This window comes from Bradyrhizobium sp. U87765 SZCCT0048, assembly GCF_018131225.1.
GTDB lineage: Bacteria > Pseudomonadota > Alphaproteobacteria > Rhizobiales > Xanthobacteraceae > Bradyrhizobium_A.
Genome location: NZ_JAFCMM010000002.1, coordinates 19,905 through 37,512, shown reverse-complemented (window position 1 = coordinate 37,512; position 17,608 = coordinate 19,905). Strand labels below are relative to the sequence as shown.

Sequence of the window (17,608 nt, the reverse complement as noted above, 5' to 3'; positions counted from 1 at the left end):
AGCAGTCGATGTCGGACCTGCAGTCCCAGAACTACATCAGGCGCTCGGCGACGACCCTGACGCCGCCGTCGGCACGCAACCATGAGCAGGAGGTCGCCAAGCTCATCGACGTGACGCGCTGCATCGGCTGCAAGGCGTGCCAGTCGGCGTGCATGGAGTGGAACAACCTGCGGCCCGAGGTCGGCCATTTCGAAGGCGCCTACGAGAACCCGATGGATCTCAGTCCCTCGGTGTGGACCCTGATGCGGTTCGCCGAGTGGGAGGACGACAAGGGCAACCTCGAATGGCTGATTCGCAAGGACGGCTGCATGCATTGCGAGGACCCGGGTTGCCTCAAGGCCTGTCCGGCGCCCGGCGCCATCGTGCAGTATGCCAACGGCATCGTCGACTTCATCAGCGACGCGTGCATCGGCTGCGGTTATTGCGTCAAGGGGTGCCCGTTCGACATCCCTCGCATCAGCCAGGAGGACCACAAGTCCTACAAGTGCACGCTGTGCTCGGACCGCGTCGGCGTCGGCCTCGAGCCGGCCTGCGTCAAGGCGTGTCCGACCGGCGCGATCATGTTCGGCTCCAAGACCGACATGACCGACTGGGCGGGCGAGCGTATCGCCGATCTCAAGTCGCGCGGATTCGACAACGCCGGCCTGTATGATCCGCCGGGCGTCAGCGGCACGCATGTGATGTATGTGCTGCACCACGCCGACAAGCCGGCGATCTATTCCGGCCTGCCGGACAATCCCCATATCAGCCACTTCGTCACGTTCTGGAAAGGCCTGATCAAGCCGGTGGCGCTGGCGGGCCTTGCCTTCGGCGCACTGGCCGGATTCCTGCACTGGATCACCGCCGGGCCCAACGACGTGCAGCCGGAGGACGAGGCCAAGGCGCGCCGGCTGATGGACGCAGCGGACGGATCGCGATGACACAGCCCGAAGGCACCATCCTGCGCTATTCCGCGGCGATGCGGATCAACCACTGGATCACCGGCATCTGCTTCGTGCTGCTGGTGCTGTCCGGCCTCGCCATGTTCCACCCGATGCTGTTCTTCCTGTCGAACCTGTTCGGCGGGGGGCAGTGGACGCGCGCCGCCCATCCCTGGATCGGCTGCGTGCTGTTCGTCAGCTACATGGGCATGATCGTGCAGTTCTGGCGCGACGAGATGTGGTCGCGCGACGACATCCGCTGGCTGCGCGCCATCGACCGCGTGCTGGTTAACGACGAGGAGGGCGTCCCCGAGGTGCCTCGCTTCAATGCCGGTCAGAAGTTCGTGTTCTGGGCGATGGCGCTGCTGGTGCCGGTACTGTTCTTCACCGGCCTCGTGGTCTGGGAGGTCTATTTCGCTGCTTACACCAGCATCGAGCAGCAGCGCGTCGCACTGCTGCTGCACAGCCTCGCGGCGATCGCGGCGATCCTGGTGTGGATCACCCATGTCTATGCCGGCCTGTGGATCCGCGGCTCGATGCGGGCCATGACCCAGGGCTATGTCACGCCAGGCTGGGCTTATCGCCATCATCGCAAGTGGTTCCGGCGCCTGGTCGAGACGGGCTCGCACGGCCCCGTGCCGCGCCGCACCGACGTGTCATGAGGGAGGCCGTGCGGTGAGGCAGGGCGAGCTTCCGCCCAAGGGACGCTGGGAAGGGCCGACAGGTGGCGTCACGGCGCCCGCGGCCATCGTGCTGCCCGATCCGCTGACGCGCTTTGCCCGGACGGCGGCGCGGTTGCAGGATCAGGCGACCGGTCATCCGATGGCGGACTGGCTGGCGTTCATAGCGCGGCTGTCGTCGGCGCAGCATGCCGCGGCCGGTGCTATGGTCGATCTCGCGGCGCTGCCCGAGGGCGCGGTGGTGCAGGCGGTCGCCGCCGGCCTGCCGCCGCTGTCGGCGGACGGTCATCGCCGTGATGGCGCCTGGCGCGGCAGCCTTGCGGTTTTCCGGGATCATCTCGATGTCGCCGGCGTGCCGGCGCCGGCCCGACAGTCGATCGCGGCGCTCGCGTCGGCCGATGCCGGGACCGTCGAAGAGCTCGCCGACGGCTTCCTGCGGGGACGCCTCGCGACGGCGCAGGCCGGCGCGGCGGTCTATGTCGCGGCCGCGCTGCAGGTCTATTTCGCGGCCATGGCCGCCCGGCTACCGCTCGACACGCTCCATCTGCTGGAGCAGCGCGGGCTGTGTCCCTGCTGCGGCTCGACGCCGAGCGCGGGTTTGGTCACGGTGTCGGGGGCGACGCCCGGCACGCGCTATCTGCATTGCTCGCTGTGCGCGAGCGCCTGGAACCATGTCCGAGCTGTCTGCATCACCTGCGGCGACTCCCGCGCCATCGCGCTGGAGGGCATCGAGGGCGACAACGGCGTGGTCAAGGCTGAGACCTGCGGCGCCTGCCGCACCTATGCGAAGATGATCTACCAGAGGCAGGACATGCAGGCCGATCCGGTCGCCGACGATCTGGCGTCGCTCGGGCTCGATATGCTGGTCGCCGAGGCCGGCTGGTCGCGGCATGCGCCGCATCCGTTGCTGCTGGTCGGCTGAACGCGCGGGGAACGATGCGCAGCGCGTAAGCCGCGCTCCTTGTCGCGGCCTCGCATTGCACCTATCGTGAGACCGGGTCGGCCGTGCTGCGCGCGCCATCGTGCGGATGCACTGCGGATCGGCCGATGGTGGGAGCCTGCCGTTCATGGTGTCATCCTCCTTCCGACTGACGGACCTCGCCCATGGCGGCGGCTGCGGCTGCAAGCTGGCGCCGTCGGTGTTGCAGGAACTGCTTGCGGGCCGTTCGTCGGCCGTGCCGTTCGCGCAGCTTCTGGTTGGCACCGAAACCGGCGACGACGCCGCGGTCTGGCAGGTCGACGACAGCACCTGCGTCATCGCGACCACCGACTTCTTCATGCCGGTGGTCGACGATCCCCATGATTTCGGCCGCATCGCGGCTGCGAATGCGGTGTCTGACGTCTATGCCATGGGCGGGCGGCCGATCATGGCGCTCGCCATTCTCGGCATGCCGCTCGGCAAGCTGCCGATCGAGATGGTCCGCGCCATCCTCGACGGCGGCGCATCGATCTGCGCCGAAGCCGGCATTCCCGTGGCCGGCGGCCATTCCATCGATTCCGCCGAGCCGATCTATGGCCTTGTGGTGATCGGCCTGTGCCATCCCGCCAACGTCCGCCGCAACGCGGGCGCGCGGCCCGGCGACGCCCTGATCCTGACCAAAGGCCTCGGCGTCGGGGTGTACTCCGCGGCGTTCAAGAAGCAGGCGCTGTCGCCGGCGGCCTATGCCGAGATGATGGCCTCAACCACGCTGCTCAACCGCGTCGGCGCGACGCTCGGCGCGGACGCCGACGTCCATGCCATCACCGACGTCACCGGCTTCGGCCTGCTCGGGCATGGGCTCGAAATGGCGCGCGGCGCCGGCGTGCGCCTGCGCATCGCATGGGACCGCGTGCCGCTGTTTCGCGAGGCGGAGAATCTCGCGCGGGCCGGCTATGTCACGGGCGCGTCGGCGCGAAACTGGGCGAGCTATGGCGATCAGGTCGTGCTGCCGGCCGCCGGCGGTGCGTGGCAGCGGGCGCTGCTGACCGATCCGCAGACGTCGGGCGGGCTGCTGGTCGCCTGTGCGCCCGAACGTGCCGACGCGCTGCGTGATGCCATCGAGGCCGCCGGCTATCCCGGCGCACGCGTCATCGGATCCGTGGCCGCGGGCGAAGCCGGCATCGATATCGTCTGACGAGACGTCTCTGGCGAGAAAACATCAGACAGGAAGTGGCGGAAGAGAGCGGGAGTCGAACCCACCCGAGACAGACGCGCTGCCTCACCCGGATTTGAAGTCCGGACGCCCCACCGGGGACGATTCTCCTCCATCGGCGATCTTCAGATCGGCCGGCTCATTGGTCTCGCCATCGCCATCGTTCGCAGCGTTCGCCGGGGTCACCGGCCCGAACAGGTCGAGGCGATGCCTCACGACACGGCGCAGGTCGTCGCGGTTGTGGGTGACGCCGTGGCGGTCGAAGAATTCGAGGATCTGGATCGCGACCTTGCGGCCGTTCACGACCCTATCGCGGAACTGCGCGGCCGTGAAGACGCCGCCATCGGCGTGCGCCGCGAGATCGGCGACGATGCCGACCATCTCGCTCACGGTCGCGCGCAGGAAGAAATGATCATGGGCGACCTCATCGGCGCGGCCCATGCGTCCTGCGAGCTTGAACAGCCTGCGCACCTCGCGCTCGGCGCGCCCCGTCGCTGTCGCAATGTCGCGCACGCGCGGGGGCCGGAAGCGTTCGCCGCCGCCGAGCATCGGGGCGAGCTGAGCCCATGTGGCCTCATCGTCCGGCGACATGTGCGCGGCGTGGGAGGCGAGGCGGACGAACGCGCCGTCGAGGGCGATCGTACCGGCCGCGCCGAGGCGCTGCAGCGCTGCTGCGAAAGGCGCGGCCATCAGGCGCGGCTCGGCGAGAAGGCGCAGCTTCTCCCGGCCGATGCCCTGCAGATCCGGGTTGTCGGCATGGAACGAGCGCAGCCGTTCGACGATATCGGCCGCGAGCTGCTGCCAGTGCGCGGGGCCGAGCGCGAAGGTCGCCGCTGGCGTCGGCAGGGTGACGAGGCCAAGCGTATCGACGAGGGTGCGTTCGTCGCCGGCCGGGCGGGCGCGGTCGCGCAGGAACGCGGTAAGGTCCCATGCGAAAGGCGGTGTCGTCAGCAGCGCCGCGAAGGCAGCCGTCGCATCCGGCAATGCCAGCGCTGCGCGCTGCGCCTGCCGCTCCGGCGTGCGTCGATGTCGCGCAGGTCCACGCAGATCGATGAAGCGGCCGCCGCCCATGGTGCGGCGCGCGGAGACGTCGCGGATCACGAAACGGTCCGGCACCGCCGCCGCGATCGGTCGCTCCAGCACCAGCTGCACATCGGCCTCCGTGCCGGGCGCGAGCGCCCCGTCGCCGAGCAGCACGACCCTCGCGCCGACTTCCGCCGAGCCATGGTGCAGGCGGATCGGAAACCATTGCCGCAGCACCTTCGGCTCCGACGGCAGCAGCCGCAGGCGGGCGTCGATGCGGTCGGTCGGCGCATGCAGTGCGGGATCGAGCACGACGTCGCCGCGATGCAGTCGATCCCTGCTGATGCCGTCGCCGGCGAGATTGAGCGCGCAGCGGTCGCCGGCCCGCGCTGTCGCCGCCGGCCGGTTCTGGACATGCATCGAGCGCACCCGCGCGCGCAGTCCCGACGGACTGACGGTCACATGATCATCGAGCGCGACGGCGCCCGACAGCACCGTGCCCGTTACCACGACGCCGACGCCGGTCAGCGTGAAGGCGCGGTCGACGGCGAGGCGGAAGCGGCCGTCGGCCGCGCGACGCGTCGCGGCACGGGCGGCGGCGGCGAGCCGCATGCGCAGATCGGCGATGCCTGCGCTGGTATGCGCGGAGACCGCGACGATGTCGGCATCGGCGAGTGTCGTGGCCGCGAGGGCGCCGCGGACCTGCTGCATCACCTCGGCGCATCGTTCGGCGGGAACGCTGTCCGCCTTGGTGACAGCGATGATGCCATGGCGGATGCCGAGCAGGTCGATGATCGCAAGATGCTCGCGGGTCTGCGGCATGACGCCGTCGTCGGCGGCGATGGCGAGCAGCGCGAAGTCGATGCCGCCGGCGCCGGCCAGCATGGTGTGGACGAGGCCTTCGTGGCCGGGCACGTCGATGAAGCCGAGAATCTCGCCGCCGTCGATCGGCAGGTAGGCGAAACCGAGATCGATGGTGATGCCGCGGGCCTTCTCTTCCTTGAGGCGGTCGGTGTCGACGCCGGTCAGCGCCTTGATCAGCGCGGTCTTGCCATGGTCGATGTGACCCGCGGTGCCGATGATCATCGCGACATGCCCGGCGCTGTCAGGGGGCTTCCGTGAGGTCGAGTGCCGACAGCGTGGCCAGCAGCGCGGCGTCGTCCATGAGGCAGCGCAGGTCGAGCACCAGCGCATCGTCGACGGTGCGGCCGATGACCGGGCGGGGCAGCCCGCGCAGGCCAGCCGCCAGACGTTCCAGCGCGCGGCCGTCGGCGCAGCGGATGCGCAGGCCCGCGCTCGGCAGCGTGTCGAGAGGCAATGCACCGGAGCCGACCTGGCTGTCGCAATCTGTCACCTCGACCTGATGGCGCTCGCCGAGAAGCCGCGCCAGTTGCGGTCGCAGGCGTTCGGCCTGGGTCATGATGTCGTTGCGGGCGCGCGCCAGCGCGCGCAGTGTCGGCAGGCGCTCGGCGAGGCGGTCGGGATCGCGATAGAGTTTGAGCGTGGCCTCGATGGCGGCGAGCCGCATTTTGTCGACGCGCAGCGCGCGCTTCATCGGGTTGCGGTTGATCTCGGCGATGCGTGCCGCCTTGCCGACGATAAAACCCGCCTGCGGACCGCCGAGCAGCTTGTCGCCCGAAAAAGTCACGAGGTCGGCGCCGTCCGCGACCGCCTCGCGCACCGTCGGCTCGCGCTTGAGACCGTAGCGCCCGAGATCGACCAGCGTGCCCGAGCCGAGATCGTGCAGCAGCGGCACGCCGGCGCTACGCGCGATGCCGGCGAGTTCGGCGGGGGCGACCTCGGCGGTGAAGCCCTGGATGCGGTAGTTCGAGGTATGAACCTTGAGCACGACGCCGCTATGCGGCGTCAGGGCCTCGCGATAGTCCCTGGCATGGGTGCGATTGGTGGTGCCGACCTCGACAAGCCGGGCGCCGGCGCGCGCCATGATCGCGGGCATGCGGAAGGCGCCGCCGATCTCGATCAGCTCGCCGCGCGAGACGACGGCCTCGCGGCCATCAGCCAGGGTGTTGAGGCACAGCAGCACCGCGGCGGCGTTGTTGTTGACCACGGTGGCGTCCTCGGCGCCGGTCAGCTCGCACAGCAGGCCGCGGACATGGTCGTCGCGCTCGCCGCGGCGTCCGGTGGCGAGATCATATTCCAGCGCCACCGCATCGCGCATCGCTGCGACGACGGCGGCGATCGCGTCTTCGGCCAGAACGGCGCGGCCGAGATTGGTGTGCAGCACGATGCCGGTGAGGTTGAACAGCGGGCGCAGCGCGGAGCGGTCCTGGCCGTCGAGCACGGCATGAGCGCGCGCCACGAGGTCGGCATCCGAGGGCGCACCGGTTCCGCCGGCCTTGATCGTCTCCCGGGCATCGCCGAGGACGGCGCGCAGCGCGTCGGTCGCCGCCTGCCGGCCGTATCGTTCGCGCAGCGCCGCGCTCTCGGCGGCGGTGAGCAGCGTGCTGACGGAAGGCAGCGCCCGCAGCAGGTCCGGTGTCTTCATTCGCGCTCCGGCATTCGGAAGTGCAGCAGACAACTCAATGATTTGTCGCAAACTGCGCGCGCCGTTGCAACGTGCTTTGCACGCCGGCGCTGCCTTTCCGGCAGTCGTCTGCGGACTTGCGGGCGACGGATGGCGACGATGCTCTCGGCGCCGCTAGGCATGGGCCTTCGCGACCGGCCCGCATGCGCCGGCCGCGATGACCGGCGCTGTCGATGTTCCACCGAAAGGGCCGGGTCAGGCTTCCGCGAAGAAGCCGTTCACCTCGGTCGCGAACCACGCGGGAACCTCCTGCATCGGGTAGTGGCCCGCGTTGGGAATGATCCTGAGTTCGGCGTTCGGATAGTCAGCGAGATATGTCGCCTGCATCGCCTCGCGGGTGACCGCGGCGTCGTGCTCGCCGACCAGCACGAGCGTCGGCTGTGCGAGGCCGCGCGCCTGGTCGGCGAAGCCGCCAGCGCTCCATGACTGGAAGTAGGCGGCGAAGGCGGCCTTGTCCGAGCGCTCGAGCGAAAGCTCGGCGATGCGCTGCGACCAGATTCCCGACAGCCTGTTTCCGGTCGAAAAGGCGATGATCGCCTGCCGCGAGTCGAACTGATCGGTGGCGCTTTCGAACAGCTGCCGGGCGCCGGGATCGAACGGCACGCCGGACGCCGGCACGGGGGTTGCCGCGAGGATGCGCGTGACCCGCGCCGGTGCCGAAACCGTGGTGCGCAGCGCCGCCGCCCCGCCCATCGAGTGGCCGAGCAGGCCGAACTGTTTCCAACCGAGGGCATCGGCGAGTTCGAGGGCGTCGGCGGCGATTTCCGCCACCGTGTAGTCGCCTGCGATGTTCCGCGACCGGCCATAGCCGCGGTAGTCGAGAAACGCCACCGAAAGCGCCTCGCCGTCGAGGGCCGGCAGCATCGGATCGAACACCGATGAATCGCCGAACCAGCCGTGCAGCGCGATGACCTTGGTCGGTCCGCGCCCGAAAACTGAATGCCTGATCATTGTCGCCCTGACGTGCCTGTCGTTGCGTTGAGAACGGCAGGACCGTATCGCCGCGATCCGCGGCGTGTCATTCGGGCGAGTGTTCAAATCGTCCGATTAATCGCGATCGTCATCGGAGGCCGCGTTGCGCAGCTGATAGGCGCGCCGGCGGAATTCACCGGGCGACAGGCCGAGATGCTGGCGGATGAAGCGGGTGAAATGGGTCAGCTCGCCGAAACCGAGGTCGTGCGCGAGCGCGTGAAGCTTCTCGGTGCTGTTGACCAGGGCCTCGGTGGCGTGACTCATGCGCACCCAGTCGAGATATTGCTGTGGCGAGGCGCCGATGGTGAGCTTGAACTGCTCGAAGAAGCGCGAGCGCGACATGCCGACTTCCGAGGCGACCGCGGTGAGATCGGGATTTTCCCGGGCGCGGCTGCGCAGGATCTTCGTCGCGCGGCGGATGCGGGCGTCAGTGGCCGGCTGCGATACCTCACGCCTTGTCGGCGAGTCCGCGTCGATCACGGCGCACAGATAGTCCGCGACAAGCGTCTCGAAGCGGCCGTCCGCGTCGGCGTGGGTGCCGGCGACGGCGTCGGCAAGGGCGCGTGCCTTGCGGCGTGCGTCGTCGGTGTGCGGCACCAGCGGGCTTGAAAAGATCGCGCCGGCCGGCGCGGACGCGCCATGCCCGATACGCGCGAGCCATTCGGCGCCGATCAGGAGCGCCATGATCTGCGCCGGGCCGCGCGTCCCCGGCTCCTTGCGATGCGGCTTCCATGGATTGAAGGCGAGGGTGACGCCGTCCGACACCGGCAGCGGCTGCTTCTCGGACACGAACAGCGGATCGGGGCCTTCGAGGCGCACCAGCAGGTTGTACTCGGCATGGACATGGGGAACGAGAGCGCGCGCCATCGGGCCGACCGTCACGCGGCCGAACGCGCCCTGGATGATGCCCGCCGCATAGCGGTCGCCGTCCTTCAGGATGCCGTGGGCGCCGATCCGACGAGGCATGGCCGAGTTCCTCCAATTTCCGGACGATTCGATCAGTTTCGGGACCATCCGGCGCTTCGCCATCGCCGGTCCCGAAGTACGCATCTGTCCAACAACCGGCTGGAGCAGTCCTCCGGCGGGGGGAGGAAAGGCCGCACGATGTTTTTCTATTTTCCCGGTAACTACATGTGGTCGCTGGCTGTCAACCGTTGTCTTGCGGCGGGCGGTCACTTCGGCGAAATCCATTGGGCGCTGAAGGATCTGCAGGAGGCGGCCAAGGCCCCGCCGCAGGGCGATGGCGAGGCGTGGCACCGCGCCTGGCTCAGGCTCGCGCGTCAGACCGCGGGAGTCGGCGAGCAGGCTGAGGAGAAGGGGCACCGGGCTACCGCCGCCTCGCAATTTTATCGCGCTGCGCAGTATTACCAATGGGCCGAGGCATTTCTCGATCCGGACGACGAGCGCGCGCCGCTCACCTACGGGTTGCATCTCAAGAGCTTCAGCCGCTTCGCGCGCCATGCCGCGTTTCCGGTCGAGATCGTCGATGTGCCGTTCGGCACCTCGTCGTTGTCGGCCTATTTCGTGCCGGCCCGTGGGGTTTCGGGCCCGGCGCCGGCGGTGATCCTGTGGGATGGTCTCGACGGCACCAAGGAAGAGATGTTTCCGATGGCCGCCCTGCTTGCGGCCCGCGGCATCTCTTGTCTCGGCATCGATATCACCGGCCAGGGTGCATCGCTGCGGTTGAACGGCCTGAAGGCGCGGCACGACAGCGAGGTGTGCGCGGCGGCGGCCGTGGATTGGCTGGAGGCGCGGGCCGATGTCGACAAGGCGCGGATCGGCGTCATCGGCGCCAGCATGGGCGGCTACACCGCGCCGCGTGCCGTCGCCTATGAGAAGCGCATCAAGGCCTGCGTCGCCTGGGGCGCGATCTACGACTATCATGATGTCTGGGTGCGCCGTCTGACCTCGATCGGCCATGGCGCAGAAGTCGACTATCGCAATGCGCTGGGCACGACCGGCAAGCACCTGCTGAACATCATGGGCGCGCGCGATTTCGACGACGCCCTCGCGCTGCTGGCGCCGTTCAACCTGCGGGACGCGGCGCCGCGCATCTCCTGCGACATCCTGCTGGTGCACGGCGAGGACGATCGCCAGACCAGCCTGGATAACGCGAAGGCGCTGTTCGCCGCGATCGGCTCCAGCCACAAGGAGCTGCGCGTCTATACCGCCGAGGAGGGCGGGGCCAGCCATGTCCAGCTCGATCGCCAGGAACCGGCGGCCAGCCTGATCGCCGACTGGTTCAGCGATCATCTCTGAGGTCTGGCGATGTCTGCCACGCATGCGGCGCCGCCGCCGCCCCAACAGCCTGATCCGTCCGGATCGCAGGAGGCCACTCACGCCGCGGCGCAGGGCGCGACCAAGATCCATGTCGCCGGGCTCGGCAAGGTCTATGCCGGCCATGGCAAAGGCGCGGGCGTGCAGGCGCTGCGGGATGTCGTCGTCGACATCCGCACCGGCGAGTTCTGTTGCATCGTCGGTCCCTCGGGCTGCGGCAAGACCACGCTGCTACGGATTCTGGCCGGCCTTGAGCGCCATACCTCCGGGGTGGCGCAGGTCCGGCAGGACGATCCGCAGGCGCCGCTCGATTCCATGGTGTTCCAGGACCAGTCGGTGTTTCCCTGGATGACCGTCGAGGACAACGTTGCCTATGGCCTGCGCCGGCGTGGCGCGGCGGCCGCGGTGATGCGCGAGCGCACGGACTACTACATCGCCAAGGTCGGCCTCGCGGCGTTCCGCACGGCCTATCCGCATCAGCTGTCCGGCGGCATGAAGCAACGCGTCTCGATCGCGCGCGCCTTCGCCAACGATCCCGAGGTGCTGCTGATGGACGAGCCGTTCGCGGCGCTCGACGAGCAGAACAAGGCGCTGCTGCAGGAAGAGCTGCTGAAGATCTGGGAAGAGACCCGCAAGACTGTGCTGTTCATCACCCACTCGATCGACGAGGCGATCGCGCTGAGCGACCGCACGCTGGTGATGACCGCGCGCCCCGGCACGATCAAGAGCGATATCCGCAACACGCTGCCGCGGCCGCGTGATCCGCACGGCATGAAAGCCCATCCCGCCTATGCGGAGATGAGCCGGCGGATCTGGACCGAGTTGCGCGACGAGGTCGTGATGCACGCACGCCGCCAGCAGGAGGCCTCATGAGCGAAATGTCCGCATCCGGCGGTCGCCTGATCACGCTGGCGCCGGCCCGCGCGCCGCAGCCGTCGCGGTTGGCGATCGAGCCGCGCGTCCTGGTGTCCGTGCTCGCCCCGGTGGGGCTGCTGCTGCTGTGGGAGATCGCCGGGCGGCTCGGGCTGATCGACCAGCGGTTCTTTCCGGCGCCGTCCTCGATCGCTGATACCTTCTGGTACCTGACGACAGGGCTGCCCTGGCATCAGTCGCTGCCGATGCAGGTACTCATCAGCCTCGGGCGGGTATGCGTCGGCTTCGTGATCGGCGCGGTGCCGGCCGTGTTCATCGGTACGGTGATGGGGCTCAACCCGATCATTCGCGCGGCGATCCAGCCGCTGATCGGCGCCTTGATGCCGATCCCCAAGGTGGCGCTGCTGCCGCTGGTGATGCTGGTGTTCGGCATCGGCGAGGAATCGAAATGGGCGATCATCGCGATCGGCGTGTTCTTCCAGATCGTCGTCGCGACATCGGCCGGCGTTGCCAACATCGATCGCATCTATCTTGATGTCGGGCGCAACTTCCGTGCGAGCCGGCTGGCAACCTATCTGACCATCGCGCTGCCCGGCGCGTTGCCCACCATCTTCGCCGGCCTGCGGCTCGGCTGGGGCGTCGCGCTGCTGCTGCTGGTGACGGCCGAGATGTTCTCGTCCAAGACCGGCGTCGGCGCGATGATCTGGCAGGCGTGGCAGACGCTCGCCGTCGAGGACATGTATGTCGGCCTCGTGGTGATCGCCGCGCTCGGAACGGTGTCGTTCTGGATCTTCGATGCGGTCGAGCGGCGGCTGATCCCCTGGAAGCGCCCATGACCGGAGGCGGAATGACGATGGCTCACAAACGCCTGACCCGCCGCACGGTGGTCGCGGCGATGGCCGGCGCGGCCGCCGGCCTCGCGCGGCCCCTTGTCGCGCGCGCCGCGGCGACCTCGGTGCGCATCGGCATGATCCGGGCGCTGTATGATGCCGGGGTCGCCATTGCCTATACCCGCGGCTTCTTCAAGGAGCAGGGCGTCGAGGTGGAACTGGTGCCGTTCGGCGACACCGCCGAGTCCAACCAGGCGCTCGGCATCGGCGCCGTCGACGCGGTGGTGGCGGGGATCTCCGCTGCATTTCTCAATGCCGCGGCGCGCGGCGTCACCGCGCGCGTGGTGGCGTCCGGCGGCGAGCACAGTCCGGGCCATGGCATCATCAGCCTGGTGATGCGGCGCGAGCTGGTCGAGCGCGGCGCCTACAAGGGGCCGGCGGATCTCAGGGGACGCAAGCTTGCGCTCGGGCGCTATGCGCCGCCGCACTGGCTGGTCAAGAAGCTCGCCGATCAGGGCGGCATCGGCGTCGATGATGTCGAGGCGGTCGCGACCGGCATCGGCAACGCGCTGCCGGCGCTGCTCAATGGCGCGATCGACGGCGCATCGGTGCTCGAACCCTATGCGTCGGAGCTGGTCGCGAAAGGCAATGCGGTGCGTGTCGCCAGCATGGATCAGGTGCAGCCGAACTTTCCCGCCGGCTACCTGCTGTTCGGGCAGCGCCTGCTGACCACGGAGCCCGAGCTCGGACGCCGCGTCCTCGCCGCCTATCTGCGGGGCGCGGGCGCCTATCGCCGCGACACCGCTGATCCCGCCGGCCGCGAGGCGGTGGCGCAGACGCTGCGCGGGCTGCAGATCAACGCCAGCGCGGACATGGTGTCGCTCGGCTTTCCGGACGATGCGCGCCCTTCGCTCCACTTTGTCGACGACTTCATGGCATGGCTCACCAGCGCCGGCGTCGTCAGAAAGCCGCCGCGTCTCGCCGATCTCCTGGACGACCGTCTGCGCATCCAGGCGCTGGCGGATCTCGGCGGCCACCTCTGACGCCGATGGCGCAGCCGGCGCATCGCGGGGCGACCAGATGACCAGCACCACGCCGATCTGGATCATGCAGGGCGCGTTCGGCCGCGCCACCGTCAATCTCACGGACAAAGCGCTGGTGGAGCATGCCCACCAGGAGTTCAACGTCCTGCTCAAGCTCGGCGGCGCCGATGCGCAGTTCAGGAGCGGCACGCAGGCGCTGTCGCTCGACGACCGCTCGGTGCTGCTGTTCAATCCATGGGTGCCGCATCTCAAGCTCGCCAATGAGCGCGGGCCGACCATGATCCTGTCGCTGATCATCGACGCGGTATGGCTCGGCCGTCTGCTGGCCAGCCAGGGTGTTGCGCTCGGGCAGACGTTTCCCAACCTGCGCGAAGACATCACGGATGATGTCCGCCTCAATGCCGAGCGGCTGGCCGCGGCCATTCCGCAACAATTGCTCGGCGAGGCCGGCGATTGCGAGGATCTGCTGACCGACCTGCTCGATGCGATTTCCCGCGCCTATGTCGATCCCAGCGCATCGCGCCTGGAGGCAGCGGCCTTCCGGCCGATCGACTTCCGCATCCGCAAGGCGCTTCACTTCATTCGCGAGCACGCGCTCGAAAATCCGGATATCGGCCGGATCGCCGCGGAAGTCGGCTTGTCGCGTTCGCGCTTCTTCGAGCAATTCCGGCGCTGCGTCGGCGTCTCGCCGCAGCACTACATCGATCACTTCCGGGTCAAGATCGCGACCCATTGGCTGAGCACGACCGACCGATCGCTGGTGGAGATCGCCGAAGAGCTTGGCTTCGGTTCCCACAGCACGTTCACGCGCTTCTTCACCCAGCATCTGGCGGTATCGCCGAGCGAGTTCCGGCGACAGACGACGTCGTAGACGGTCGGCTGCGGCTGATCCGCCGGCCGCGCGCCGCCATCAGGCCGCGACGGGCAGGTCGCGATAGCCGGGCCGCGCGCAGGCCCGCACGAACCAGTTGGCGAGGTGGGGGAATGCCGGCCGTTCGATCGGCAGGCGCGACCAGCGCTCGTAGCCGATCGCGATGGCGATGTCGGCCAGCGTGAAGCCATCGCCGGCAATGAAGCCGTGGCGTGACAGCGCGTCGTCGAGCATGGCGAACAGCGCGTCGGCGTCGCGCCGTGCCGCCGACAGCCGCGCGGCATCCGGCGCCGTGTCGGTCTTGAGCGTCATCATCACCAGCGCGCGGATGGCGCCGGCCTGATGGGCGAGTTGCCAGTCCATCCACTGGTTCATGCGGGCCCGCGCCTGCGGCGTGGCCGGAATCAGCGCCTGATCGCGCGTGGTCTCGGCGAGGTAGCGCATGATGGCGTGGGACTCCCACAGCACGAAATCGCCATCCCGGATCGTGGGAACACGGCCGTTGGGATTCATGGCGCGATAGGCCGCTTCGTCGACGCCGCCGAAACGGCCGCCGGCATCGATCCGATGCAGCGGCCGCCGCAGCTCCGCGGCGGCCCACAGCACCTTGCGGACGTTCGGCGCGTCCTTGTGGCCCCAGATTTCGATCACCTCGTCCTCGCATATGGCTGTTGTCACGGCGAGCGTAGCAGCGCAGCGGAAGCGATGCTGTGGCCGGATGGCGCGCGATTGGTCGAATCGTCCGATTATCGTTCCCGGGCCGCCGCGCTTGCTTTGCGAAGTCCGGACGATCCGCTAAGCGGGGCGATCCCCTGCGGATGCCAGCCCGAAGCGGCGGCGCTAGAAGGGGCGGCAACGAGATCACCCCCGCGGCACGGCGGAACACAAAAGACACGAGGAAACGCCCATGACAGACATCGCGCGAGCCGACTGCTGCTGTACCGTTCACGATCCCTGTCCGCGCCATCTGGCGCCGGCGATCGCGGCGTCAGCCGCCGGCCGCGCGATGACGTGCGAAGGCGTCGACAGCGATGCGCTTGGCGCGACGCTCGATGCGCGCGGCGTGAGCCGTCGCGGCGCGTTCCGCCTCGCCGCGGCTTCGGCGTTGTTCGTCGGCGGCGGCAGCGCGGCCATCGCGGCACCGCCCAAGGCGAAGGAGGCACCGGTGTTCGGCCGCCGTCCGCTCGGCAAGGTTCACGAACTGCCGTCGCGCGCCGACACGGTGAAGGTCGGGGCGATGGATCCGGCGACGCCGGTGGTGCTGGAAATCGCATCCGGCGATGTCGTCCACTATTCGAACACATGGGTGAACTGGGCCAACGAGGCCAAGTACGGCATGCCGTTCGAGGAACGCGAGAGCATCCGCAAGCGCTACCCGGCAGGGCCCTATTCGCTGGTGGGGCCAGTCGCCGTGAAAGGCGCGGAGCCCGGCGACATCATCGAGTGCCGCATGTTGCGCCTCAAGCCGATCGACTGGGGCTGGAATTCCACCCCGCGCGGCATGGGCGCGCTGCCTGACGATTTCGACAAGCCGTATTTGCATTATCTGCGGTTCGACCCGGCGCGCCGCTATGCCGATTTCGCCGAGGGCGTGCGCCTGCCGCTCGCGCCGATCCAGGCCGTGATGGCGGTGCAGCCGGCGGGCGACAAGCCGGTCAGCGGCATTCTCAGCGGCGCCTATGGCGGCAACATCTGCCTGAGCGAACTGGTGGAGGGCACCTCGCTGTTCCTCGCGGTCGAGGTCGCCGGCGGGCGGATCTGGACCGGCGATTCCCACGCGGCGCAAGGCGATGGTGTGGTCAACCAGACCGCGATCGAAACCGCGATGGAAGATCTGCGGATCCAGTATGTGCTGCACAAGAAAGTGCCGGTCCGCACGCCGGTCGCCGAGACGCCCACCCACTGGATTACGCTCGGATACGGCTCGACGGTCGACGACGCATTGGCGGCGTCGCTGCGCCAGATGATCACCTGGCTGAGCGCGGCGACGGCGCTGTCGCCGATGGATATCTATGCGCTATGCAGCATCTCCGGCAGCTTCCGCATCACGCAGTACGCCAACCAGACCAAGACCGTCTATACCAACTCGCCGCTGAAGGCGGTGCACGGGATGCTGCCGAAGGCCATCTTCGGGGCCGATCGCCTGCAGCAGATCTCGCGCTCGATCCGGCCGGGCGGCTGATGCAGGCCGGCGGCGACATGGCGAGCGCGGGCGTCGCGCGGCGGGACGGCGGGGCGGTGACGCGCTCCGCCTGGCGGGTGTTCGCGCTGTGCGCGCTGGTGGCCTTCGCTGATGGCTTCGACACCCAGTCGATCGGTCCGGCAGCGCGGGCGATGGCCGCGACGCTCGGCGTCGAAGCCAGCGCCTTCGGCCTCGTGTTCGGCGCGTCGCAGCTCGGCTTCCTGGCGGGGGCGGCGCTGTTCGGCTCGCTGGGGGATCGGTTCGGCCGCAAGCGCGCATTGATCGTGACGGTTCTGATCTTCGCGCTGGCGTCGCTCGGCACCGCGTTCGCGGAATCGTTCGGCGTGCTGGTGCTGCTGCGGGCGATGGCCGGCGTCGGCCTCGGCGGCGCGAGCCCGAATTTCATCAGCCTGGCTTCGGAGCATGCGCCGGCGGAGCAGCGCGCGCGCATGGTCACCTGGCTGTGGGCCGCGGTCCCGCTCGGGGGCATGGCCGGCTCCTTCGCCAGCTCGGTGCTGCTGCCGACATTCGGATGGCCGTCGATCTTTCTGATCGGAGGGCTCGGGCCACTGCTGCTGGTGCCGGTACTGGCGATGGCGCTGCCGGAGGCGCGCGCGACATCGGCGCCGGGGCGCAGTGACATGTCGCTGGGGCAGGCGCTGGCCGACGGCGGCCGGCTGCCGGTGACGCTGTGGCTGTGGCTGGCCTCGTTCATGACCTGGACCACGCTGGTCGTCACGGCGTTGTGGACACCGCTGCTGTTGCAGCGCGCGGGCTGGTCGGACAGCGGCGCGGCCCTGGTGCTCGCACTCAACAATGCGGGCGGCGTGATCGGCGTGTTCGTGACCGGCCTGTTGCTGACGCGGCTGAGTGCCGAGCGCGCCCTTGCGGCGGCGCTGCTGATCACTGCTGTCGCCGTTGCCGCGATCGGCGTGGCGACCACGAGCCCGGCGCTGTTGCCGGTTGCGGTGCTGCTGGCCGGCGTGACGGCGTCGGCGTCCGGCGGGGCCGTTCTGGCGGTCTCAGCCGGGCTCTATCCGACGGCAGCGCGGGCCACCGGCGTCGGCTGGGCGCTCGGCTTCGGGCGGATCGGAACGATCGTCGGCCCGGCGGTCATCGGACTTCTCGTCGCGCAGCAGTGGCCGGTCGGCGGCATCTACGGCGCCATCGCGATGGTGGCGCTGACCGGTGCCGGCTGCGTGCGCTGCCTGATCGCGGCGCAGCGCCGGATCGCTTCCGTCGCTCGGCAAGACTGACATC

At 69.1% G+C, this 17,608-nt stretch carries 16 protein-coding genes and 1 tRNA gene; 11 read left to right on the top strand and 6 right to left on the bottom strand.

What is annotated here, in order from left to right:
• Positions 1 to 8: 8 nt before the first annotated feature.
• From fdxH to selD, 4 genes are all read left to right on the top strand, one after another.
• Entirely contained in the window at positions 9 to 920 is a 912-nt protein-coding gene (gene fdxH / locus JQ639_RS13460; RefSeq protein ID WP_211970738.1) for a formate dehydrogenase subunit beta, read from the top strand.
• Positions 917 to 1,582 carry a formate dehydrogenase subunit gamma gene (locus tag JQ639_RS13455; protein ID WP_211970740.1) on the top strand — a complete coding sequence of 222 codons (666 nt, stop codon included), beginning with the start codon at positions 917 to 919 and terminating at the stop codon, positions 1,580 to 1,582. The genes fdxH and JQ639_RS13455 overlap by 4 nt, the downstream gene beginning before the upstream one ends.
• Positions 1,583 to 1,595: 13 nt before the next feature.
• Complete coding sequence (fdhE, locus tag JQ639_RS13450; protein ID WP_211970742.1) at positions 1,596 to 2,522, top strand: formate dehydrogenase accessory protein FdhE; 927 nt, start codon at positions 1,596 to 1,598, stop codon at positions 2,520 to 2,522.
• 145 nt (positions 2,523 to 2,667) lie between these two features.
• On the top strand, positions 2,668 to 3,714 hold the full coding sequence (selD, locus tag JQ639_RS13445) for a selenide, water dikinase SelD (protein WP_211970745.1): 1,047 nt from the start codon (positions 2,668 to 2,670) through the stop codon (positions 3,712 to 3,714).
• Between the two features lie 36 nt (positions 3,715 to 3,750).
• Here the strand turns inward: selD and JQ639_RS13440 are convergent.
• The 5 genes from JQ639_RS13440 to JQ639_RS13420 form a co-directional block, all read right to left on the bottom strand.
• Positions 3,751 to 3,846 (bottom strand) — tRNA-Sec (locus tag JQ639_RS13440).
• A complete protein-coding gene (selB, locus tag JQ639_RS13435; RefSeq protein ID WP_211970822.1) occupies positions 3,799 to 5,841 on the bottom strand; it encodes a selenocysteine-specific translation elongation factor in 2,043 nt (680 codons plus the stop codon). The genes JQ639_RS13440 and selB overlap by 48 nt, the downstream gene beginning before the upstream one ends.
• A gap of 19 nt (positions 5,842 to 5,860) precedes the next feature.
• Entirely contained in the window at positions 5,861 to 7,261 is a 1,401-nt protein-coding gene (gene selA, locus JQ639_RS13430; protein WP_211970747.1) for an L-seryl-tRNA(Sec) selenium transferase, read from the bottom strand.
• 234 nt (positions 7,262 to 7,495) lie between these two features.
• Complete coding sequence (locus JQ639_RS13425) at positions 7,496 to 8,251, bottom strand: alpha/beta fold hydrolase (protein ID WP_211970749.1); 756 nt, start codon at positions 8,249 to 8,251, stop codon at positions 7,496 to 7,498.
• A 96-nt stretch (positions 8,252 to 8,347) separates the two neighbouring features.
• Entirely contained in the window at positions 8,348 to 9,238 is an 891-nt protein-coding gene (locus JQ639_RS13420) for a helix-turn-helix transcriptional regulator (RefSeq protein ID WP_211970756.1), read from the bottom strand.
• 138 nt (positions 9,239 to 9,376) lie between these two features.
• On the opposite strand from JQ639_RS13420, the gene JQ639_RS13415 reads away from it, so the two are divergent.
• The 5 genes from JQ639_RS13415 to JQ639_RS13395 are packed head-to-tail and all read left to right on the top strand — an operon-like array spanning position 9,377 to position 14,166.
• On the top strand, positions 9,377 to 10,531 hold the full coding sequence (locus tag JQ639_RS13415; protein WP_211970758.1) for an alpha/beta hydrolase family protein: 1,155 nt from the start codon (positions 9,377 to 9,379) through the stop codon (positions 10,529 to 10,531).
• 9 nt (positions 10,532 to 10,540) lie between these two features.
• On the top strand, positions 10,541 to 11,422 hold the full coding sequence (locus JQ639_RS13410) for an ABC transporter ATP-binding protein (protein ID WP_211970760.1): 882 nt from the start codon (positions 10,541 to 10,543) through the stop codon (positions 11,420 to 11,422).
• Entirely contained in the window at positions 11,419 to 12,258 is an 840-nt protein-coding gene (locus tag JQ639_RS13405) for an ABC transporter permease (RefSeq protein WP_249123714.1), read from the top strand. The genes JQ639_RS13410 and JQ639_RS13405 overlap by 4 nt, the downstream gene beginning before the upstream one ends.
• Positions 12,259 to 12,269: 11 nt before the next feature.
• A complete protein-coding gene (locus JQ639_RS13400; RefSeq protein ID WP_211970762.1) occupies positions 12,270 to 13,295 on the top strand; it encodes an ABC transporter substrate-binding protein in 1,026 nt (341 codons plus the stop codon).
• 37 nt (positions 13,296 to 13,332) lie between these two features.
• On the top strand, positions 13,333 to 14,166 hold the full coding sequence (locus JQ639_RS13395; protein ID WP_211970764.1) for a helix-turn-helix domain-containing protein: 834 nt from the start codon (positions 13,333 to 13,335) through the stop codon (positions 14,164 to 14,166).
• 39 nt (positions 14,167 to 14,205) lie between these two features.
• Here the strand turns inward: JQ639_RS13395 and JQ639_RS35675 are convergent, their stop codons facing one another.
• A complete protein-coding gene (locus JQ639_RS35675) occupies positions 14,206 to 14,817 on the bottom strand; it encodes a glutathione S-transferase family protein (RefSeq protein ID WP_211970766.1) in 612 nt (203 codons plus the stop codon).
• Between the two features lie 256 nt (positions 14,818 to 15,073).
• Between JQ639_RS35675 and JQ639_RS13385 the strand changes: the two genes are divergently transcribed.
• Together JQ639_RS13385 and JQ639_RS13380 are read left to right on the top strand one after the other, a co-directional pair.
• The gene (locus JQ639_RS13385) at positions 15,074 to 16,348 is read left to right on the top strand and encodes an acetamidase/formamidase family protein (protein WP_211970768.1); all 1,275 of its coding nucleotides are present in this window, start codon (positions 15,074 to 15,076) and stop codon (positions 16,346 to 16,348) included.
• A complete protein-coding gene (locus tag JQ639_RS13380; protein ID WP_211990911.1) occupies positions 16,348 to 17,604 on the top strand; it encodes an MFS transporter in 1,257 nt (418 codons plus the stop codon). Before JQ639_RS13385 ends, JQ639_RS13380 begins: the two co-directional genes overlap by 1 nt.
• Positions 17,605 to 17,608: the final 4 nt, after the last annotated feature.

Bases quoted from the DNA above. Each gene is read 5' to 3' on its own strand.
- JQ639_RS13380 (WP_211990911.1), top strand. From the start codon at position 16,348: ATGCAGGCCGGCGGCGACATGGCGAGCGCGGGCGTCGCGCGGCGGGAC.
- JQ639_RS13410 (WP_211970760.1), top strand. From the start codon at position 10,541: ATGTCTGCCACGCATGCGGCGCCGCCGCCGCCCCAACAGCCTGATCCG.
- JQ639_RS13425 (WP_211970749.1), bottom strand. From the start codon at position 8,251: ATGATCAGGCATTCAGTTTTCGGGCGCGGACCGACCAAGGTCATCGCG.
- selB (WP_211970822.1), bottom strand. From the start codon at position 5,841: ATGATCATCGGCACCGCGGGTCACATCGACCATGGCAAGACCGCGCTG.
- JQ639_RS13400 (WP_211970762.1), top strand. From the start codon at position 12,270: ATGACGATGGCTCACAAACGCCTGACCCGCCGCACGGTGGTCGCGGCG.
- selD (WP_211970745.1), top strand. From the start codon at position 2,668: ATGGTGTCATCCTCCTTCCGACTGACGGACCTCGCCCATGGCGGCGGC.
- JQ639_RS13420 (WP_211970756.1), bottom strand. From the start codon at position 9,238: ATGCCTCGTCGGATCGGCGCCCACGGCATCCTGAAGGACGGCGACCGC.
- selA (WP_211970747.1), bottom strand. From the start codon at position 7,261: ATGAAGACACCGGACCTGCTGCGGGCGCTGCCTTCCGTCAGCACGCTG.
- fdxH (WP_211970738.1), top strand. From the start codon at position 9: ATGTCGGACCTGCAGTCCCAGAACTACATCAGGCGCTCGGCGACGACC.
- JQ639_RS13385 (WP_211970768.1), top strand. From the start codon at position 15,074: ATGACAGACATCGCGCGAGCCGACTGCTGCTGTACCGTTCACGATCCC.
- JQ639_RS13455 (WP_211970740.1), top strand. From the start codon at position 917: ATGACACAGCCCGAAGGCACCATCCTGCGCTATTCCGCGGCGATGCGG.
- JQ639_RS13405 (WP_249123714.1), top strand. From the start codon at position 11,419: ATGAGCGAAATGTCCGCATCCGGCGGTCGCCTGATCACGCTGGCGCCG.
- JQ639_RS13395 (WP_211970764.1), top strand. From the start codon at position 13,333: ATGACCAGCACCACGCCGATCTGGATCATGCAGGGCGCGTTCGGCCGC.
- JQ639_RS13415 (WP_211970758.1), top strand. From the start codon at position 9,377: ATGTTTTTCTATTTTCCCGGTAACTACATGTGGTCGCTGGCTGTCAAC.